The sequence below is a fragment of the Streptomyces sp. NPDC002133 genome (genome assembly GCF_040296405.1).
GTDB lineage: Bacteria > Actinomycetota > Actinomycetes > Streptomycetales > Streptomycetaceae > Streptomyces.
Genome location: NZ_JBEOXF010000027.1, coordinates 58,237 through 75,119, shown reverse-complemented (window position 1 = coordinate 75,119; position 16,883 = coordinate 58,237). Strand labels below are relative to the sequence as shown.

13 protein-coding genes and 1 pseudogene are annotated in these 16,883 nt (G+C 72.6%); 3 read left to right on the top strand and 11 right to left on the bottom strand.

Annotated elements, in window-relative coordinates; all coding sequences use genetic code 11:
• Positions 1-14: 14 nt before the first annotated feature.
• From ABT078_RS24150 to ABT078_RS24140, 3 genes and pseudogenes are all read right to left on the bottom strand, one after another.
• Positions 15-272 (bottom strand): annotated as a pseudogene (locus tag ABT078_RS24150) (collagenase); the annotation flags it as partial.
• A gap of 47 nt (positions 273-319) precedes the next feature.
• The gene (locus ABT078_RS24145; protein WP_351231040.1) at positions 320-718 is read right to left on the bottom strand and encodes a RidA family protein; all 399 of its coding nucleotides are present in this window, start codon (positions 716-718) and stop codon (positions 320-322) included.
• Entirely contained in the window at positions 715-1,857 is a 1,143-nt protein-coding gene (locus tag ABT078_RS24140; protein WP_351231038.1) for an acyl-CoA dehydrogenase family protein, read from the bottom strand. Before ABT078_RS24140 ends, ABT078_RS24145 begins: the two co-directional genes overlap by 4 nt.
• A gap of 130 nt (positions 1,858-1,987) precedes the next feature.
• Between ABT078_RS24140 and ABT078_RS24135 the strand changes: the two genes are divergently transcribed.
• A complete protein-coding gene (locus ABT078_RS24135; RefSeq protein WP_351231035.1) occupies positions 1,988-3,604 on the top strand; it encodes an AMP-binding protein in 1,617 nt (538 codons plus the stop codon).
• Positions 3,605-3,608: 4 nt separating this feature from the next.
• On the top strand, positions 3,609-4,421 hold the full coding sequence (locus ABT078_RS24130; protein ID WP_351231033.1) for a PaaX family transcriptional regulator: 813 nt from the start codon (positions 3,609-3,611) through the stop codon (positions 4,419-4,421).
• Here ABT078_RS24130 and ABT078_RS24125 read toward each other — a convergent pair.
• Positions 4,402-6,729 carry a bifunctional salicylyl-CoA 5-hydroxylase/oxidoreductase gene (locus ABT078_RS24125; protein WP_351231087.1) on the bottom strand — a complete coding sequence of 776 codons (2,328 nt, stop codon included), beginning with the start codon at positions 6,727-6,729 and terminating at the stop codon, positions 4,402-4,404. The genes ABT078_RS24130 and ABT078_RS24125 overlap by 20 nt on opposite strands.
• 329 nt (positions 6,730-7,058) lie before the next feature.
• On the bottom strand, positions 7,059-7,886 hold the full coding sequence (locus tag ABT078_RS24120; RefSeq protein ID WP_351231031.1) for an enoyl-CoA hydratase family protein: 828 nt from the start codon (positions 7,884-7,886) through the stop codon (positions 7,059-7,061).
• A gap of 290 nt (positions 7,887-8,176) precedes the next feature.
• Here ABT078_RS24120 and ABT078_RS24115 point away from each other — a divergent pair, with 290 nt between their 5' ends.
• Positions 8,177-8,686 (top strand): ATP-binding protein, encoded by a 510-nt coding sequence (locus ABT078_RS24115; RefSeq protein ID WP_351231029.1) that lies wholly within the window; start codon positions 8,177-8,179, stop codon positions 8,684-8,686.
• 3 nt (positions 8,687-8,689) lie between these two features.
• Here the strand turns inward: ABT078_RS24115 and argF are convergent, their stop codons facing one another.
• From argF to mmuM, 6 genes are all read right to left on the bottom strand, one after another.
• Positions 8,690-9,700 carry an ornithine carbamoyltransferase gene (gene argF / locus ABT078_RS24110; RefSeq protein WP_351231027.1) on the bottom strand — a complete coding sequence of 337 codons (1,011 nt, stop codon included), beginning with the start codon at positions 9,698-9,700 and terminating at the stop codon, positions 8,690-8,692.
• Positions 9,701-9,769: 69 nt separating this feature from the next.
• The gene (locus ABT078_RS24105; RefSeq protein ID WP_351231025.1) at positions 9,770-11,023 is read right to left on the bottom strand and encodes an arginine deiminase; all 1,254 of its coding nucleotides are present in this window, start codon (positions 11,021-11,023) and stop codon (positions 9,770-9,772) included.
• Positions 11,024-11,132: 109 nt separating this feature from the next.
• Entirely contained in the window at positions 11,133-11,639 is a 507-nt protein-coding gene (locus ABT078_RS24100) for a hypothetical protein (protein ID WP_351231023.1), read from the bottom strand.
• Positions 11,640-11,856: 217 nt separating this feature from the next.
• Positions 11,857-14,424 carry a polynucleotide kinase-phosphatase gene (locus ABT078_RS24095; protein WP_351231021.1) on the bottom strand — a complete coding sequence of 856 codons (2,568 nt, stop codon included), beginning with the start codon at positions 14,422-14,424 and terminating at the stop codon, positions 11,857-11,859.
• Complete coding sequence (locus ABT078_RS24090; RefSeq protein WP_351231018.1) at positions 14,421-15,881, bottom strand: 3' terminal RNA ribose 2'-O-methyltransferase Hen1; 1,461 nt, start codon at positions 15,879-15,881, stop codon at positions 14,421-14,423. The genes ABT078_RS24095 and ABT078_RS24090 overlap by 4 nt, the downstream gene beginning before the upstream one ends.
• 68 nt (positions 15,882-15,949) lie before the next feature.
• Positions 15,950-16,858: a homocysteine S-methyltransferase gene (gene mmuM, locus ABT078_RS24085; protein ID WP_351231016.1), complete on the bottom strand. Its 909-nt coding sequence runs from the start codon at positions 16,856-16,858 to the stop codon at positions 15,950-15,952.
• Between the last annotated feature and the right edge of the window lie 25 nt (positions 16,859-16,883).

The window sequence follows — 16,883 nt, the reverse complement described above, 5'->3', positions numbered from 1 at the left end:
CGGGCCCGCGCGGCTCAGCTGCGCAACGGCCCCTCGCAGCGGTAAGTCGACGTTCCCGCACGGCCGTTGGTCCAGATCTCGACCGGCCCGAAGGAGCAGTTCATGTCGGCGAGATTGGTGGAGGCCACTCCGGCCCGGTCGAGGAGGAAGTAGTCGACCGTCTCGGACATGTCCTTGAAGACGAGGTCCGGATCGCCGGAGTCGGCAAGGCCGGCGGTGATCCTGCCCGTGCAGGCGAAGCGCCGCCTGCCGGGCTCGCCGTTCTCCGTGCAGGCCATCACGGCGGCGTGCGGCAGCGCGCTGCGGCGCGTGCAAGGCCCTACGGCAGTACGGCGATCCCGTCCAGCTCGACCAGTGCCTGTTCGTCCCAGAGGCGCACGGCCCCGATGACCGCCATCGCGGGATAGTCCCGGCCGGCGAGCCGGCGCCAGACGCGGCCGAGTTCGGCGGCGTGGGTGCGGTAGTCCGGGACATCTGTGGCGTAGACGGTGACGCGGGCCAGGTCGTGGGAGGTGCCGCCGGCCGCGGCGAGGGCGGCGAGGAGGTTGGCGAGGGCCGTCTCGAACTGCTCCACGAGCCCGGTTCCGACCACCTTGCCGTCCGCGTCGAGTGCGGTCTGTCCGGCCAGGAAGACCATCCGGGAGCCGGTGGCGGCGACGGCGTGCGAGAAGCCGCTTGCCGGGGACAGCCCGGGCGGGTTGATGCGTTCGAGGCTCATCGGGCGTCCTCCTCGGCACTGGTCCCGGCGTACAGCTCCTTGGCGATGATGCTGCGCTGCACCTCGCTCGCGCCCTCGTAGATCCGTGGGGCGCGCACTTCGCGATAGAGGTGCTCGAGCAGATGGCCGCGTTGGAGGGCGCGTGCACCGTGCAGTTGCACCGCCGCGTCCACGACGTACTGGGCGGTCTCGGTCGCGAAGAGCTTCGCCATGGCCGAGCGCTGCGGTACGTCCACCGCGCCGGAGTCGTACGCGCAGGCCGCCGCGTACACCAGCAGCCTCGCCGCCTCCGTCCGCGTGGCCATCTCGGCGGCCCGGTGGGAGACGGCCTGGAGGTCCTTCAGCGGTCCGCCGAAGGCGAACCGGCCGGAGGTGTGCGCGAGCGTCGAGTCGAGTGCGGCCTGCGCCATGCCGACCGCGAAGGCGCCGACGCTGGGCCGGAAGAGGTTGAGGGTGTTCATGGCGACGCGGAAGCCGCGGCCCGGCTCGCCGAGCACGTCCTCGCGGGTGACGGGCACGCCGTCGAACGTCAGGGCGCCGATGGGGTGCGGGGAGAGCATCTCCAGCGCGCTGCCGGTGAGGCCGGGCCGGTCGGCAGGGACGAGGAAGGCGGTGATGCCCCGCGCGCCGGGCGCCTCACCCGTTCGGGCGAACACGGTGAAGAAATCCGCCTCGGGGGCGTTCGAGATCCAGCACTTCTCGCCGGTCAGCCGCCAGCCGTCGGCGCCGCTGCCCACGGCTTCGAGGGCGAGCGCCGCGGCGTCGGACCCGGCGTCAGGCTCGCTGAGCGCGAAGGCGGCGACGGCCCGGCCCGCGACGATGTCCGGGAGCCAGCGCTCGCGCTGCGCGCCGGTGCCGGCCTGGACGAGCGGGTAGGTGCCGAGCCCCTGCAGCGCCAGGGCGGTCTCGGCCTCTGTGCAGGCGTAGGCGAGCGACTCGCGCAGCAGGCACAGATCGAGGGCGCTCGTGTCGCCGAACAGGCGCTTGAGCAGGCCCAGTTCGCCGAGGGCGGCGACGAGGGGACGGTTGATGCGGCCCGGTTCGCCCTTCTCGGCGAGGGGGCGCAGCCGCTCGGCCGCGAGCGTACGGAGCTCCGCGCACCAGGCGGTCTGTGCCGGGTCGAGCGAGAATGCGGACATCCGTGCCCCCACTTCCTGCGGCAGGGGGTCCGGGAGTGGACCCGGGAAATGCACCGTATCGCGAACCATTGACTGTCGTCACCATCACGATACGCTCGATGCGCGACCCCACCACGACAAGGGGGCGAACATGGAGCTGACACCCTCGGCCCACCGCGACACCTTCTCGCGCGAGCATCTCCCGCCCGCGGAGCAGTGGCCCCGGCTGCTGCTCGACCTGCCCGAGCTGCGCTATTCCGGGCGGCTCAACTGCGGGGCGGAGCTGCTGGACGCGACGATCGAGCGGTACGGGGCGGGCCGGACCGTCTTCCGTGACGGGAACGGCACCGTCTGGACGTACGGCGAGCTGCGCGAGCACGTGGACAGGATCGCGCACGTCCTGACCGACGAGCTGGGTGTGGTGCCGGGCAACCGGGTGCTGCTGCGCGGACCCACCACCCCCTGGCTCGCCGCCTGCTGGCTCGCGGTGGTGAAGGCGGGTGCGGTGGCCGTCACCGTGCTGGCCCAGCAGCGGTCGCAGGAGCTCGCCACGATGTGCGAGATCGCCCGGGTGGGCCATGCGCTGTGCGACGTCCGTGCGGTCGACGACCTGGTGAAGGCCGAGGTGCCGGGGCTGCGGATCGTGGCGTACGGCGGGGACGCGCCCGACGATCTGCTGCGGCTGGCGGCCGGGAAGCCGGCGTCGTACGAGGCCGTGGCCACGGCGGCGGACGATGTCGCGCTGATCGCCTTCACGAGCGGGACGACGGGGCGGCCGAAGGGGTGCATGCATTTTCACCGGGATGTGCTGGCCGTCGCCGACACCTTCTCGGCCCGGGTGCTGCGGCCGACGCCCGACGACGTCTTCGCGGGCAGCCCGCCGCTCGGCTTCACCTTCGGGCTCGGCGGCCTGGTCGTCTTCCCGATGCGGGTGGGCGCTTCGGCGCTGCTGCTGGAGCAGGCGGGTCCGAGGCAGTTGCTGCCGGCGATCGCGGAGCACCGGGTGTCGGTGCTGTTCACCGCGCCGACCGCGTACCGCGTGATGCTCGACGACGCCGCGGGGTACGACCTGACGTCGCTTCGGCGCTGTGTGTCGGCCGGGGAGAACCTGCCGGCGGCGACATGGCACGCGTGGCAGGAGCGGACGGGGCTGCGCATCATCAACGGCATCGGTGCGACCGAGCTGCTGCACATCTTCATCTCCGCGGCCGACGGGGACATCCGGCCCGGCACGACCGGGCTGCCGGTGCCGGGCTGGGAGGCGCGGGTCGTGGACGGCACGACCGGGGTGCCGGTGCCGGACGGCGAGCCGGGGCTGCTCGCGGTGCGCGGGCCGGTGGGCTGCCGGTATCTGTCGGACCCGCGGCAGCGCGACTACGTGCGTGACGGGTGGAATGTCACCGGTGACACGTACGTACGCGAGCCGGAGGGGTGGTTCCGCTATGTGGCCCGCGCCGACGACATGATCATCTCGGCGGGCTACAACATCGCGGGGCCCGAGGTCGAGGACGCGCTGCTGGACCACCCCGACGTGGTGGAGGCCGCGGTGGTCGCCCGCCCCGACGAGCTGCGCGGCCAGATCGCGGCGGCGTACGTCGTGGTGCGCGAGGGCGTGGTGCGCGACGACGCGACGGCGCGGGCGCTGCGCGACTTCGTCAAGTCCCGCCTGGTCCCGTACAAGTGCCCGCGCGTGATCGTCTTCCTCGACGCGCTGCCCCGTACGCCGACGGGCAAGCTGCAGCGCTTCCGGCTGAGGGGCCTAGAGTGATCACGTGGCCGAGCAGCACACCCCCCGTTCCCTGATCGTCACCCTGTACGGCGCGTACGGACGCGAGACCGCGGGTCCGCTCGCGGTGGCGGAGCTGATCCGTCTGCTGGGTGCGCTCGGTGTGGACGCTCCGTCCGTGCGCTCCTCGGTCTCCCGGCTCAAGCGGCGCGGTCTGCTCGTCGCCGAACGCACGGCGTCCGGTGCGGCCGGTTACGCGCTGTCGGCGGACGCGCGTCAGCTTCTCGACGACGGTGACGAGCGCATTTACGGCCATCCTGTGCCGAGGCCGTCCGACGGCTGGGTGATCGCGGTCTTCTCCGTCCCCGAGGCCGAACGCCACAAGCGGCACCTGCTGCGCTCCCGTCTGGCCCGCCTGGGCTTCGGCACGGCTGCGCCCGGCGTCTGGATCGCGCCCGCCCGCTTCGCCGAGGAGACCCGTCACACCCTGTGCCGTCTGCAGCTCGACCCGTACGTGGATCTCTTCCGCGGCGAACACCTCGGCTTCGCCCCGACGGCGGAGGCGGTGGGGCGCTGGTGGGACCTGGCGGCGATCGCGAAGCAGCACGAGGAGTTCCTGGACACGCACGAACCGGTGCTGCGGTCCTGGGAGTCCCGCTCCGACACCCCGCCCGAGGAGGCGTACCGGGACTATCTTCTGGCTCTCGACTCCTGGCGCCGTCTGCCCTACGCGGACCCGGGTCTGCCGAGGGAGCTCCTCCCCGACGACTGGCCGGGCGGCCGCTCGGCAGGGGTCTTCGCGGGGCTGCACAAGCGGCTGCGGGACGCGGGCGCGGAGTTCATGACGACGGCAGCGTGAGGCGCGGCTTGGGGGCGTCCGTGCGGCCGGTCGGGGGTTTGCGGCTGCCGGCGCGGTACGGGGGCGGCCAAGGGGCGGCCTCGCCGGTGTAGTCCTGGTCGGCGGCCGCGTGGAGGGTCCAGTGGGGGTCGTACAGGTGGGGGCGGGCCAGGGCGCAGAGGTCGGCGCGGCCCGCGAGGAGGAGGGAGTTGACGTCGTCCCAGGAGGAGATCGCGCCGACTGCGACGACGGGGACGCGGAGGGTGTTGCGGATCCGGTCGGCGTAGGGGGTCTGGTAGGAGCGGCCGTACTCGGGCCGTTCGTCGGGGACGACCTGGCCGGTGGAGACGTCGATGGCGTCGGCGCCGTGGGCGGCGAACGCGCGGGCGATCTCCACGGCGTCCTGTGCGGTGGTGCCGCCCGGTGCCCAGTCGGTGGCGGAGATGCGGACGGTCATGGGCCGGTCGTCGGGCCAGACGGCACGGACCGTGTCGAACACTTCGAGCGGGAAGCGCAGCCGGGCGCCGAGTGAGCCGCCGTATCCGTCCGTGCGCCGGTTGGTGAGCGGGGAGAGGAAGCCGGAGAGCAGGTAGCCGTGGGCGCAGTGGAGTTCGAGCAGGTCGAATCCGCTGTGCGCGGCGCGCCCGGCGGCCGTGGCGAACTGCTCGCGGATCGCCGTGAGTCCGGCCCGGTCGAGCTGGTGCGGGACCTGGTTGACGCCCGGGTGGTACGGGAGCGGTGAGGCCGCGACGAGCGGCCAGTTGCCGTCCGGCAGGGGCTGGTCGATGCCTTCCCACATGAGCCTGGTGGAGCCCTTGCGGCCGGAGTGGCCGAGCTGGACGCCGATGGCCGTGCCGGGCGACCGGGTGTGGACGAAGTCGGTGATGCGGCGCCAGGCCGCGGCCTGTTCGTCGGTGTAGAGGCCGGCGCAGCCTGGGGTGATGCGGCCGTCGGCGCTGACGCAGACCATCTCGGTCATGACGAGCCCGGCGCCGCCGAGGGCCCTTGCGCCGAGGTGGACGAGATGGAAGTCGCCGGGGACGCCGTCCTCGGCGGAGTACATGTCCATGGGCGAGACGACGACACGGTTGCGCAGGGTCAGCCCGCGCAGCCTGAAGGGCGTGAACATCGGGGGCGTGCCGGGCGGGCAGCCGAAGTCCTCCTCGACGGAGTCGGTGAACGCCCGGTCGCGCAGCCGGAGATTGTCGTGTGTGACACGGCGGCTGCGCGTGAGCAGGTTGAACGCGAACTGCCGTGGCGGCTGGTCGAGATACGTCCCGAGCTCCTCGAACCAGCGCAGGCTGGCCGCCGCGGCGCGCTGCGTGGACTCCACGACGGGCCGGCGCTCGCTCTCGTACGCCGCGAGGGCCTCGGGGAGTGTGGGCTGCTCCTCGATGCAGGCGGCGAGGGCGAGGGCGTCCTCGACGGCGAGTTTGGTGCCGGAGCCGATGGAGAAGTGGGCGGTGTGCGCGGCATCGCCGAGGAGCACGGTGTTTCCGTGCGCCCAGCGGTCGTTGACGACGGTGCGGAAGGCGATCCAGGTGGAGCTGTTGCCGCGCAGCGGGCGGCCGCCGAGGGCGTCGGCGAAGACCTTGGCGCAGCGCTCGGCCGACTGCTGCTCGTCGCACTCGTCGAGCCCGGCCGCCCGCCAGACCTCCTCGCGCATCTCGACGATGACGGTGGAGGCGCCGGAGGGGTTCTGCGGCGCGGAGGGCCTCGTCGGGGGGTGGTGGTCGGGTGACGGGCGGGCGAAGGGGTATCCGTGCAGCTGCATCACGCCGTGCTCGGTCTCGGCGATCTCGAAGCGGAAGGCGTCGAAGGCGAAGTCGGCGGCGAGCCAGATGTAGCGGCAGCGGTGGGTGGTGATGCGCGGCGCGAAGACGTCGGCGTGCGCGGCGCGGGTGAGGCTGTGCACACCGTCGGCGGCGACGACGAGGTCGTACGAGGCGGCGAGCTCGGCGGCGGGCGGGGCCTCGGTGCGGAACCGGAGCCGCACTCCGAGGGACGCGCACCGCTCGTGCAGGATCTCCAGCAGTCTGCGCCGGCCGAGCGCGGCGAAACCGTGCCCGCCGGAGGTGAGGGTGCGGCCGCGGTGGACGATGTCGATGTCGTCCCAGCGGACGAACTCGTCCTGGAGCGCCCGGTAGACGGCGGGGTCGGCGTGCTCGATGCCGCCGAGGGTCTCGTCGGAGAGGACGACGCCGAAGCCGAAGGTGTCGTCGGGGGCGTTGCGCTCCCACACGGTGATGTCGCGGCGGGGGTCGAGCCGCTTCAGCAGCGCGGCGGCGTACAGCCCGCCGGGGCCGCCGCCGATGACGGCGACGCGCAGGGGTGCGCCGTGGTGGAGGATGCGGTCTGCGGCGGGTTCTTGCCCGGCCTGCCCCTTCGCGAAGCGGGAGGCAAGCCCCTCGGCCTCCCACCGGTGCTCCGCGCCGGGCCCCGATGAGGGGGCGCCGTCCCCGCGCCCCCTCCCCGTACGCCCTGGCGGGCCCGGGGGGACCTCCACCTCGATCGCCGGGGGGACTCCTGCTGAGCCTGTCCGGCGATGGTGGACGGACATCCGGGCCGACCGGGCGGTCCCGGACCCGTCCCGGGGGGCTGCGGGCTCGCCCGCGGAGCCGAGGTGGCCGCGGGGCTCCCCCGCGTACGACGGCATCGTCAGCGCCCCTGCCAGTTCGGGGCGCGCTTCTCCGTGAAGGCCGCGTGGAACTCCGCGTAGTCCTCGCCGTTCATCAGCAGCGCCTGCGTCGCGGCATCGAGTTCCACCGCCGCGGCGAGCGGCATGTCGAGTTCCGCGGTGAGCAGGGCCTTGGTCTGGGCGTGGGCGAGGGCGGGGCCGTCGGCGAGCCGGCGGGCGAGCGCCGCGGCCGCCTTGTCCGCCTCGCCCTCCCCGGTCAGTTCGCTGATCAGCCCGATCCGCTCGGCCTCGACGGCGCGGACCGGCTCGCCGAGCATCAGCAGCCGCGTGGCGTGCCCGAGCCCGACGACGCGCGGCAGCAGATACGCGGCGCCCATGTCGCCGCCGGAGAGTCCGACCTTGGTGAAGAGGAAGGAGAAGCGGGCCGACGGGTCCGCGACCCGGAAGTCGGCGGCGAGCGCGAGCACCGCTCCGGCTCCGGCGGCGACGCCGTGGACCGCCGCGATGACGGGGAAGGGGCATTCGCGCAGGGCCCGTACGACCTGCCCGGTCATCCGGTTGAAATCGAGGAGCTGGGCGGTGTCCATGGCGAGCGTGGCGCCGATGATCTCGTCGACGTCGCCGCCGGAGCAGAAGCCACGGCCCTCGCCGCCGAGGACGAGTGCGCGCACGGATCGCTCGCGGGACAGTTCGGCGAGCAGGTCACGCAGGTCGGCGTAGGCGCCGAAGGTGAGCGCGTTGAGCTTGTCGGGGCGGTCGAGCGTGACAGTGGCGACACCGTCCTGCCTGGTCAGGCGGATATGGCGCCATTCGTCGGTGCGGGGCGCCGAGCTGGGAAAGGGGCTCATGGACACGGCCTCCCTCGGGCTGCCGGCTGCTGCGGACTGCCGCCGGCCAGTGCCTGCCCCACGAAGTTATCACCTGTGCGTGACTTCCGTCACGAGTACGCGATACGGCGGAACCGGCAACCCGGGTGGGCCCGACGGCCCGTCACATGGTCGCGGCCGCGCAAAGGTCCCGTATCAGGTGGGGCACAGGTCCTGGGACGGACGGCACAGAGGCCCTTGGATAGGGGGCTACCCCTCCGTACGGTGGAAAGCAGTACCAGCCGGTACGGAGCACAGCGAACGGACCCGCCTTGTGTAAAGCCCCCTCCACCGCCGCACCGGCGGCGGACGCCCCCACCACTTCCTGGCGTCTCGCGCTGCCGCACACGACGGCCGCCATACCGCTCGCCCGCGCACTGATCCGTACCGCCTTCGCGGAGCTCGAGGCGGCCGACAGCGACACCGCGGAGCTCCTGACGGCGGAGCTCGTCGCCAACGCGGTGGAGCACACCGCGGGCGGGGGCTCGATCCAGCTGGTCGTGGAGCTGCTGCCGACGGGCTGCCAGGTCGAGGTGCACGACCACGACCCCGCCCCGCCGGGCGGCCTCTGCGAGCCGCTGCCGGACTGCGGGCCCGACCCCTGGCAGGAGCACGGGCGCGGCCTGCTCCTCATCCGCGCGCTCAGCTCCGCCTGCGGACACCGCCCCACTCCTCACGGCAAGGCGGTCTGGTTCACGCTTGCCGCCGCCGAGGGGCCCGCTGCCGAGGCGGGTCCGGCTGCGGGCGTGCCGTCCCCCCGCTCGCCGCTGCCGGAGTCGTAGCGGCTATTCGCTCGCGCCGCCCAGCGTCGCCACCAGCACCGCCTTGATCGTGTGCATCCGGTTCTCCGCCTCGTCGAAGACGACCGAATGCGCGGACTCGAAGACCTCGTCCGTGACCTCGAGCTCGCTCAGGCCGTGCCTCTCGAATATCTCCCGCCCGATCGTGGTGCCCAGGTCGTGGAGGGCCGGCAGGCAGTGCAGGAACTTGACGTCCGCATTGCCGGTGGCGCGCAGCACGTCCATCGTCACCGCATACGGGGAGAGGGCCTTGATGCGCTCGTCCCACTTCTCCTTCGGCTCGCCCATCGACACCCAGACGTCGGTGGCGACGAAGTCGGCCCCGGCGACACCCTCGGCGATGTCCTCGGTGAGCATGATCCTCGCGCCGGCGGCCGCGGCGGCCTCGCGTGCGACGGCGACGACCTCGTCCGCCGGCCAGTACGCCTCGGGCGCGACGATCCGCACGTCCATGCCGAGCAGGGCGCCGGTGACCAGGTACGAGTTGCCCATGTTGAAGCGGGCGTCACCGAGGTAGGCGAAGGCGATGCCGGTCAGCGGCTTGTCGCTGTGCTCGGTCATGGTCAGCACGTCCGCGAGCATCTGGGTGGGGTGCCAGTCGTCGGTGAGCCCGTTGAAGACGGGGACCCCGGCGTGGGCGGCGAGCTCCTCGACGGTCGCCTGGCTGTTCCCGCGGTACTCGATTCCGTCGAACATCCGCCCCAGCACCCGGGCCGTGTCCCTGACCGACTCCTTGTGGCCCATCTGCGAACCGGCGGGGTCGAGATATGTCGTCGCCGCCCCCTGGTCGGCGGCGGCGACCTCGAACGCGCAGCGCGTACGTGTCGACGTCTTCTCGAAGATGAGCGCGATGTTCCTGCCACGCAGTCGCGGGACCTCGGTACCGGCCCGCTTGGCGGCCTTGAGTTCCGCGGCCAGGTCGATCAGGCCTCGGAACTCCTCCGCGGTGAAGTCGAGCTCCTTGAGGAAGTGGCGGCCTTCGAGGTGTGTCGCCATGGTGGGTGCTCCTGGGTCGCGAATGCGGGGACCATGGAAGTCTATACGAAGTACTGTATTGCTATACAGTCAGGGGGTGCCCGCGCCGGCGGTATCACGCTCGACGGGACAGCTCATGCACCGCGGGCCGCCGCGCCCTCTGCCCAGTTCGCTGCCCGGGATCTCGATGACCTCGATCCCCTGCTTGCGCAGATGGGTGTTCGTCGTGACGTTCCGGTCGTACGCCACGACCACGCCCGGCTCGACGGCGAGGACGTTGCAGCCGTCGTCCCACTGCTCGCGCTCCGCCGCGTGCACGTCCTGCTTGGCCGTGAGGACCCTGATGTCCTGCAGTCCGAGGGCGGCGGCGATCGCACTGTGCATGTGCTCGGGCGGATGGTCGGTGACCCGAAGGGCCACGCCCCGCTCGCCCTCCGCCGGCTCGATCGTGTACGAGCGCAGCATGCCGAGGCCCGCGTACTGGGTGAAGGTGTCGTGGTCCACCATCGTCAGCACGGTGTCGAGGTGCATGAAGGCCCGCCGCTTGGGCATGTCCAGGGCCACGATGGTCCGCGCGGACCCGGCCTGGAACAGCCCGCGTGCCAGCATCTCGACGGCCTGCGGGGTGGTGCGCTCGCTCATCCCGATCAGCACCGCGCCGTTGCCGATGACCAGGACGTCGCCGCCCTCGATGGTCGAGGGGTAGTCGGCCTGGCCCTCCGACCAGTGGTGGAACTCGCCCGCCTCCGGGCCGGTGAACAGCGGATGGTGTGTGTAGATCGCCTCGAAGTGCACCGTCTCGCGTCGGCGGGCGGGCCAGCGCATGGCGTTGATGGAGACGCCGTCGTAGATCCAGGCGGAGGTGTCGCGGGTGAAGATGTGGTTGGGCAGCGGGCCGAGCAGGAAGTCGTCCAGGTCCATCACATGGAAGCGGACGGACGCGGGCTCCGAGTGACCTGCGAGGAACTCCCTCTTCGTCATCCCGCCGACCAGGGCCTCGGTCAGGGTGGCCGTGTCCATCGCGTCGAAGGCCGCCCGCAGATGGTCCGTGGCGAGCGGGCCGTACTCCTTCTCGTCGAAGACGCGGTCGAGGACCAGCTTCCTGGCCGCCGGGATCTCCAGTGACTCGCGCAGCAGATCGCCGAAGAGATGCACCTTCACTCCGCGGTCGCGGAGCACGTCCGCGAAGCCGTCGTGCTCCTGGCGGGCGCGCCGGACCCACAGGAGGTCGTCGAAGAGGAGCGCGTCCTTGTTGCGGGGGGTGAGCCGCTTCAGTTCCAGATCGGGGCGGTGGAGTACGACCCGGCGCAGCAGCCCGGTCTCGGAGTCGACGTGGAATCCCATGGGGAAACGTTCCCAGACCGGCCCCCTCCCCGCCCACCACAGGCGCAAAGCGGGGGCGAAGAGGGCGGGAGGGGGCCCGGGTCGAAGCCGGGCCGCGCTTCCTACGGCGCTACTGGTCGAACCCGAGCACGGTCCTCGGCGTCGCCCGGAGCTCCGGGAGCAGCACGCCGGCTTCCGGCCGGGCCAGGCCCGGCAGCCCGTCCGTCCCGGCGGCGGGAGCCGTCAGGGGCGCGGCGATGTCGGCGCCCGGAGTCGCGGCCATCACGTCCGTGTCGGGCGACGCGAGGTGGACGGTGCCCACCTCCTCGTCGCTCAGCGGGTGCGGCAGCGGGACCCCGGCCCGCGCCCCCGGCAGCTCACTCGTCAGCGGCACCCGGGGCACGATGCCCGTGGGCAGCACCTTCCCCTCCTCGTACCGCGGAACCTCGGGCGCGCTCGGCACGGGCAGCGGCGCCGCCGCGCTCACGGTGGGCGCCTCCAGCGGAACGGCCTGCTCCAGCGGGTCCAGCGGGACCACGACCGGCACATGCGGCGCGGCCACGGCGGACGGCGCCGCCACCGCCGCGGCCACACATGCCATGAGCGCTCCGAGGCTCCCACGCGCGATCGACTTCATACTGCACTCCGTCCTTCCGGAAATCGCGGACACCCTGCTGTCCGGAAGAACGAGCCCGGCGCCGGAATCCGGCCGCCTTTCCCCCGACTGCAGTAATCGTCGGATCAGCGGCAGGCCCCGTGGAACGGTGCGATCCGTCCACGGGGCCCTGCGCTCGGAACCGGAGGCCGACCGGATCGGAGGCGGAGGCCGCCGGGTCAGAGCCGGGGGTCGCCGGTCAGAGTCGGGGGTCGACCGGCTCCGACTCCAGGGCGAGGACCGCGAAGACCGCCTCGTGGACCCGCCACAGCGGCTCCCCTTCGGCGAGCCGGTCCAGGGCCTCCAGGCCGAGGGCGTACTCGCGCAGCGCCAACGACCGCTTGTGGCCGAGGAACCGGCTGCGCAGCCGGGTCAGGTTGTCCGGACGGGTGTACTCGGGACCGTAGATGATCCGCAGGTACTCGCGCCCGCGCACCTTGATCCCGGGCTGGACGAGCCGGCCCTTGCCGTCCCGTACGAGCGCACGCAGCGGCTTGACGACCATGCCCTCGCCGCCCGCGCCGGTCATCTCCAGCCACCAGTCCACTCCGGCGCGCACCGATTCCTCGTCGCCCGTGTCGACGACGAGACGGCGGGTGCGCTGGAGCAGCCCGGATCTGCCGGCGGCTCCGGACGTGGCGGCGTCGGCTTCCACGAGCCGGTCCAACCAGGCCAGTTGCTCGTCGTGCGGTACGGCGGCGAGGGAGCGGCCCTGGGCTGCGAGGATCTGGAAGGGCGCGAGGCGCACTCCGTCCAGGCCCTCGGTGGTCCAGCAGTACCGCCGGTACGCCTCGGTGAACGCGGCCGCGTCCGCGGCCCGTTCGCGCTGGCGCTCCAGCAGCCCGCCCACCTCGATGCCGCGGGCGACGGCGGCTTCGAGGGCGGCGGTCGCGCCGGGGAAGACCGCGCCGGACGCGGCGCCGACGGCCGCGTACTGCTTGCGGAGCAGTCCGGCCGCCTTGAGCGACCACGGCATCAGCTCACCGTCCAGCAGCAGCCAGTCGGTCGCGAGCTCGTCCCACAGGCCGGCGCCGGTCACGGCCGCGCGCAGGCGCTCCAGGATCTCCTCGGTGACCTGCGCGTCGTCGAAGAAGGGGCGGCCGGTGCGGGTGTGCAGGGCGCCGGTCGCCCCTTCCGCTCCGAAGCGCTCCCGGGCCACGTCCGCGTCGCGGCAGACCAGCGCGACCGCCCGCGAGCCCATGTGCTTCTCCTCGCACACGACCTGCGCGACACCGTCCGCCTTGTACTGTGCGAATGCCTCGGCCGGGTGCTCGAGACAGCCGTCCTCCTGCGAGGTCGCGGTCGGTGCCATCGTCGGCGGCAGGTAGGCGAGGAGCCGCGGGTCGACCGCGAAGCGGCTCATCACCTCCAGGGCCGCGGCCGCGTTCTCCTCCCGCACGGCGACGCGACCCATGTGACGGGTCTCCACGATGCGGCGCCCGTGGACATCGGCGAGGTCCAACGGGCGGCCCTGGTGTCCGCCGGGCGCCTCGGTGACCAGTGGCTTTACGGGTTCGTACCACACCTTCTCGGCCGGAACCTCGACGAGTTCACGCTCCGGCCAGCGCAGCGCGGTCAGCTTTCCGCCGAAGACGACACCGGTGTCGAGGCAGATGGTGTTGTTGACCCAGGACGCGGTGGGCACGGGTGTGTGGCCGTACACCACGGCGGCCCGGCCTCGATAGTCCTCGGCCCAGGGGTAGCGGACGGGCAGCCCGAACTCGTCGGTCTCCCCGGTCGTGTCGCCGTACAGCGCGTGCGAGCGGACCCGGCCGGAGGTGCGGCCGTGGTACTTCTCGGGCAGGCCCGCGTGGCACACGACGAGCTTGCCCTCGTCGAGGACGTAGTGGCTGACGAGGCCCTCGATGAACTCCCGCACCTGCGCACGGAAGTCCGGGTCGCTCGCGTCCTCGCGCTCCAACTGCTCGATGGTCTCGGCGAGGCCGTGGGTGTGCTGGACCTGCCGGCCCTTCAGCCAGCGGCCGAGCTTGTTCTCGTGGTTTCCCGGCACGCACAGGGCGTTGCCGGCCGCCACCATGCCCATCACGCGGCGCAGCACACCGGGGCTGTCGGGGCCCCGGTCGACGAGGTCACCGACGAACACGGCGGTGCGGCCCTCAGGGTGTGCGCCGTCCCCGTAGCCGAGCGTCGCGAGCAGGGTGTCCAGCTCGGAGCGGCAGCCATGGATGTCGCCGATGATGTCGAACGGGCCTGTCAGATGCCGCAGGTCGTTGTAGCGCTTCTCGAGGACGACCTCGGCCGCGTCGACCTCCTCGGCGCTGCGCAGGACGTGCACCTTGCGGAAGCCCTCGCGCTCCAGTCCGCGCAGCGAGCGGCGCAGCTCGCGGCGGTGCCGCTGGATGACGTGGCGGGGCATGTCCGCGCGGTCGGGGCGGCCCGCGTTGCGGGCGGCGCACACCTCTTCGGGCAGGTCGAGGACGATCGCGACGGGCAGGACGTCGTGCTCGCGCGCGATCTGGACGAGCCGGCGCCGGCTCTCCTGCTGGACGCTGGTGGCGTCGACGACGGTGAGCCGGCCGGCGGCGAGCCGCTTGCCGACGATGTAGTACAGGACGTCGAAGGCGTCACCGCTGGCGCTCTGGTCGTTCTCGTCGTCGGCGACCAGACCGCGGCAGAAGTCGGACGAGATCACCTCGGTGGGCTTGAAGTGCCTGCGGGCGAACGTGGACTTGCCGGAGCCGGTGGCGCCGACGAGGACCACGAGGGAGAGGTCGGGGACGGGCAGGGTGCGGGTGATGGTGGTCATGCCGCCTCCACCTCCTTCGTGGTCATGGTGAATACGGCCATCTGGGTCGGGGCGCCCACTTCGGGGTCGTCGTCGCCGACGCCGACGTAGCGGACGTCGTATCCGTGGCGCCCGGCCACCTGTTCGGCCCAGTCCCGGAACTCGGCCCGGGTCCACTCGAAGCGGTGGTCGCTGTGGCGCACGTGCCCGGCGGGCAGGGACTCCCAGCGGACGTTGTACTCGACGTTCGGCGTCGTCACGATCACCGTGCGCGGGCGCGCGGAGCCGAAGACGGCGTATTCCAGGGCGGGCAGCCGTGGCAGGTCGAGGTGCTCGATGACCTCGCTGAGCACGGCCGCGTCGTAGCCGGTGAGCCGCTTGTCGGTGTACGTGAGCGAGCCCTGGAGGAGCGTGACGCGGCTGGACCGGCGCTCGCCCATGCGGTCCAGCTTCAGTCGGCGGGCAGCGACGGTGAGGGCGCGCACGGACACATCCACACCGACGATGCCGGTGAAGCGCACGTCCTTGAGGAGCGCCTGCACCAACTGGCCCTGCCCGCAGCCCAGATCGAGCACGGTGGCGGCGCCCGCTGCGCGCAGGGCCTCCAGGACGGCCTCGCGGCGCTGCTCGGCGAGCGGCACCGGGCGCTCGTCGGTGTCCGTGGTCTCGTCCACGGCGTTGTCGACGTCCTCGACCTCGAGGTCGTCGCTCTCGGCGAGCCGTACGAGCTCGAGCCGCTCCATCGCCTGCCGTGTCAGTCCCCAGCGGCGGGACAGATAGCGGCTGGTGATGAGCTTCTGCTCGGGGTGCTCGGCCAGCCAGCCCTCGCCTGCCCGCAGCAGCTTGTCGACCTCGTCGGGTGCGACCCAGTAGTGCTTGGCGTCGTCGAGGACCGGCAGCAGGACGTACAGCTGCCGCAGTGCGTCGGCGAGCCTCAGCTCCCCTTCCAGGACGAGCCGTACGTACCGCGAGTCCCCCCACTCGGGGAACTGATCGTCGAGCGCCACCGGCTCGGCGTCGACGGAGGCCCAGCCGAGCGGGTCGAACAGCTTTCCCACGAGCTCGGCTCCACCGCGCGCGGGCAGTGCGGGAACCTCGATCCGCAGCGGCAGCGGGTTCTCCGCCCGCTCCGGCATCGCGTGGCACACCCCGCGCAGTGCGCTCTTGAAGACGGTGCTCATCGCGACGGAGAGGAGCGAGGACGCCGCGTAGGGCCGGTCGTTGACGTACTGCGCGAGAGCCGAATCCGGCGCTCCGCCGCGCCCCTTGCCCTTGCCGCGCCGCACGAGCGCCACCGGATCCACCTCCAGCAGCAGCGCGGCTGTGCAGCGCTCGGCGGTGGCCTCGGGGTAGAGGATGTGCGCCGTGCCGTGGGAGGTGGAGAACGTCTGCGCCTTGTCGGGATGCTTGTGCAGCAGAAAGCCCAGGTCGGTGGCGGGACGCTCGGGGGTACCGGTCGCGCTGATCGTCATGAACACGTGTCCGAGTATTGCCCGGTCGACGCTCTCTGACCAGGAATTTTCTCGGGTTCGGCCATGCCGTACCGCTACGGCTGCGGACGGGTGAGGGCGGCCAGCCCGGCGATACGGTCCGGGCCCACGCGGCAGCATCCGCCGAGGAGCCGTGCGCCGGCCGACTGCCAGTCGCGCGCGCGTGCCGGATCGAAGGTGGCGCCGCCGCGCCAGGAGCGTGCGTCGGCATCCCACCGCTCGCCGCTGTTCGGGTAGACGACGACCGGCTTGCCCGTCACCCGGGCGGCGAGCTCCACGGCCCGGTCCGCGTCGCCGGGCTCGCAGCAGTTGACGCCCACGGCGATCACCCGGTCGTCGCCCGCGGTGAGGGCGAAGGCCGCCGCCAGGTCCTGGCCGGCGCGGGTGCGCACTCCCGCGATGGTGTACGAGAGCCAAACCGGCAGTCCGACCGCGTGCGCGGCCCTGAGCAGCGCCTCGGCCTCGTCGGTGTCCGGCACCGTCTCCAGGGCGAGTGCGTCGGGGCCGGCGGCCGCGAGGGCCTCGATGCGGGGGCGGTGGAAGGCCTCCAGCTCCCGCACCGTGAGTCCGTACCGGCCGCGGTACTCGCTCCCGTCCGCGAGCATCGCGCCGTACGGACCGGCCGACGCCGCGACCCACACCTCCCGGTCCGTGCGCTCGGCCGCGGCACGGGCGAGATCCACACTGCGGGCCAGCAGGGCGGCCGCCTCGGCCCTGCCCACGCCGCGCCGGGCGAAGCCCTCGAAGGTCGCCTGGTAGCTGGAGGTGATGAGCACCTGGGCGCCCGCCCGCACATACGCCGTGTGGGCGGCCTCGATCTGCTCCGGGCCGTCAGCGAGCAGCCGCGCCGACCAGAGGTCGTCGGACAGGTCGCAGCCCTGCGCCTCCAGCTGGTTGGAGAGACCGCCGTCGAGGACGAGCGGCCCTTCGGCGAGAGCGGCGGCGAGGCTGCGGACGGGCTTCACAGGTGACTCCGGGTGACTCCGGCCG

Bases quoted from the DNA above. Each gene is read 5' to 3' on its own strand.
- ABT078_RS24095 (WP_351231021.1), bottom strand. From the start codon at position 14,424: ATGACCACCATCACCCGCACCCTGCCCGTCCCCGACCTCTCCCTCGTG.
- ABT078_RS24135 (WP_351231035.1), top strand. From the start codon at position 1,988: ATGGAGCTGACACCCTCGGCCCACCGCGACACCTTCTCGCGCGAGCAT.
- ABT078_RS24140 (WP_351231038.1), bottom strand. From the start codon at position 1,857: ATGTCCGCATTCTCGCTCGACCCGGCACAGACCGCCTGGTGCGCGGAG.
- ABT078_RS24145 (WP_351231040.1), bottom strand. From the start codon at position 718: ATGAGCCTCGAACGCATCAACCCGCCCGGGCTGTCCCCGGCAAGCGGC.
- ABT078_RS24100 (WP_351231023.1), bottom strand. From the start codon at position 11,639: ATGAAGTCGATCGCGCGTGGGAGCCTCGGAGCGCTCATGGCATGTGTG.
- argF (WP_351231027.1), bottom strand. From the start codon at position 9,700: ATGGCGACACACCTCGAAGGCCGCCACTTCCTCAAGGAGCTCGACTTC.
- ABT078_RS24120 (WP_351231031.1), bottom strand. From the start codon at position 7,886: ATGAGCCCCTTTCCCAGCTCGGCGCCCCGCACCGACGAATGGCGCCAT.
- ABT078_RS24105 (WP_351231025.1), bottom strand. From the start codon at position 11,023: ATGGGATTCCACGTCGACTCCGAGACCGGGCTGCTGCGCCGGGTCGTA.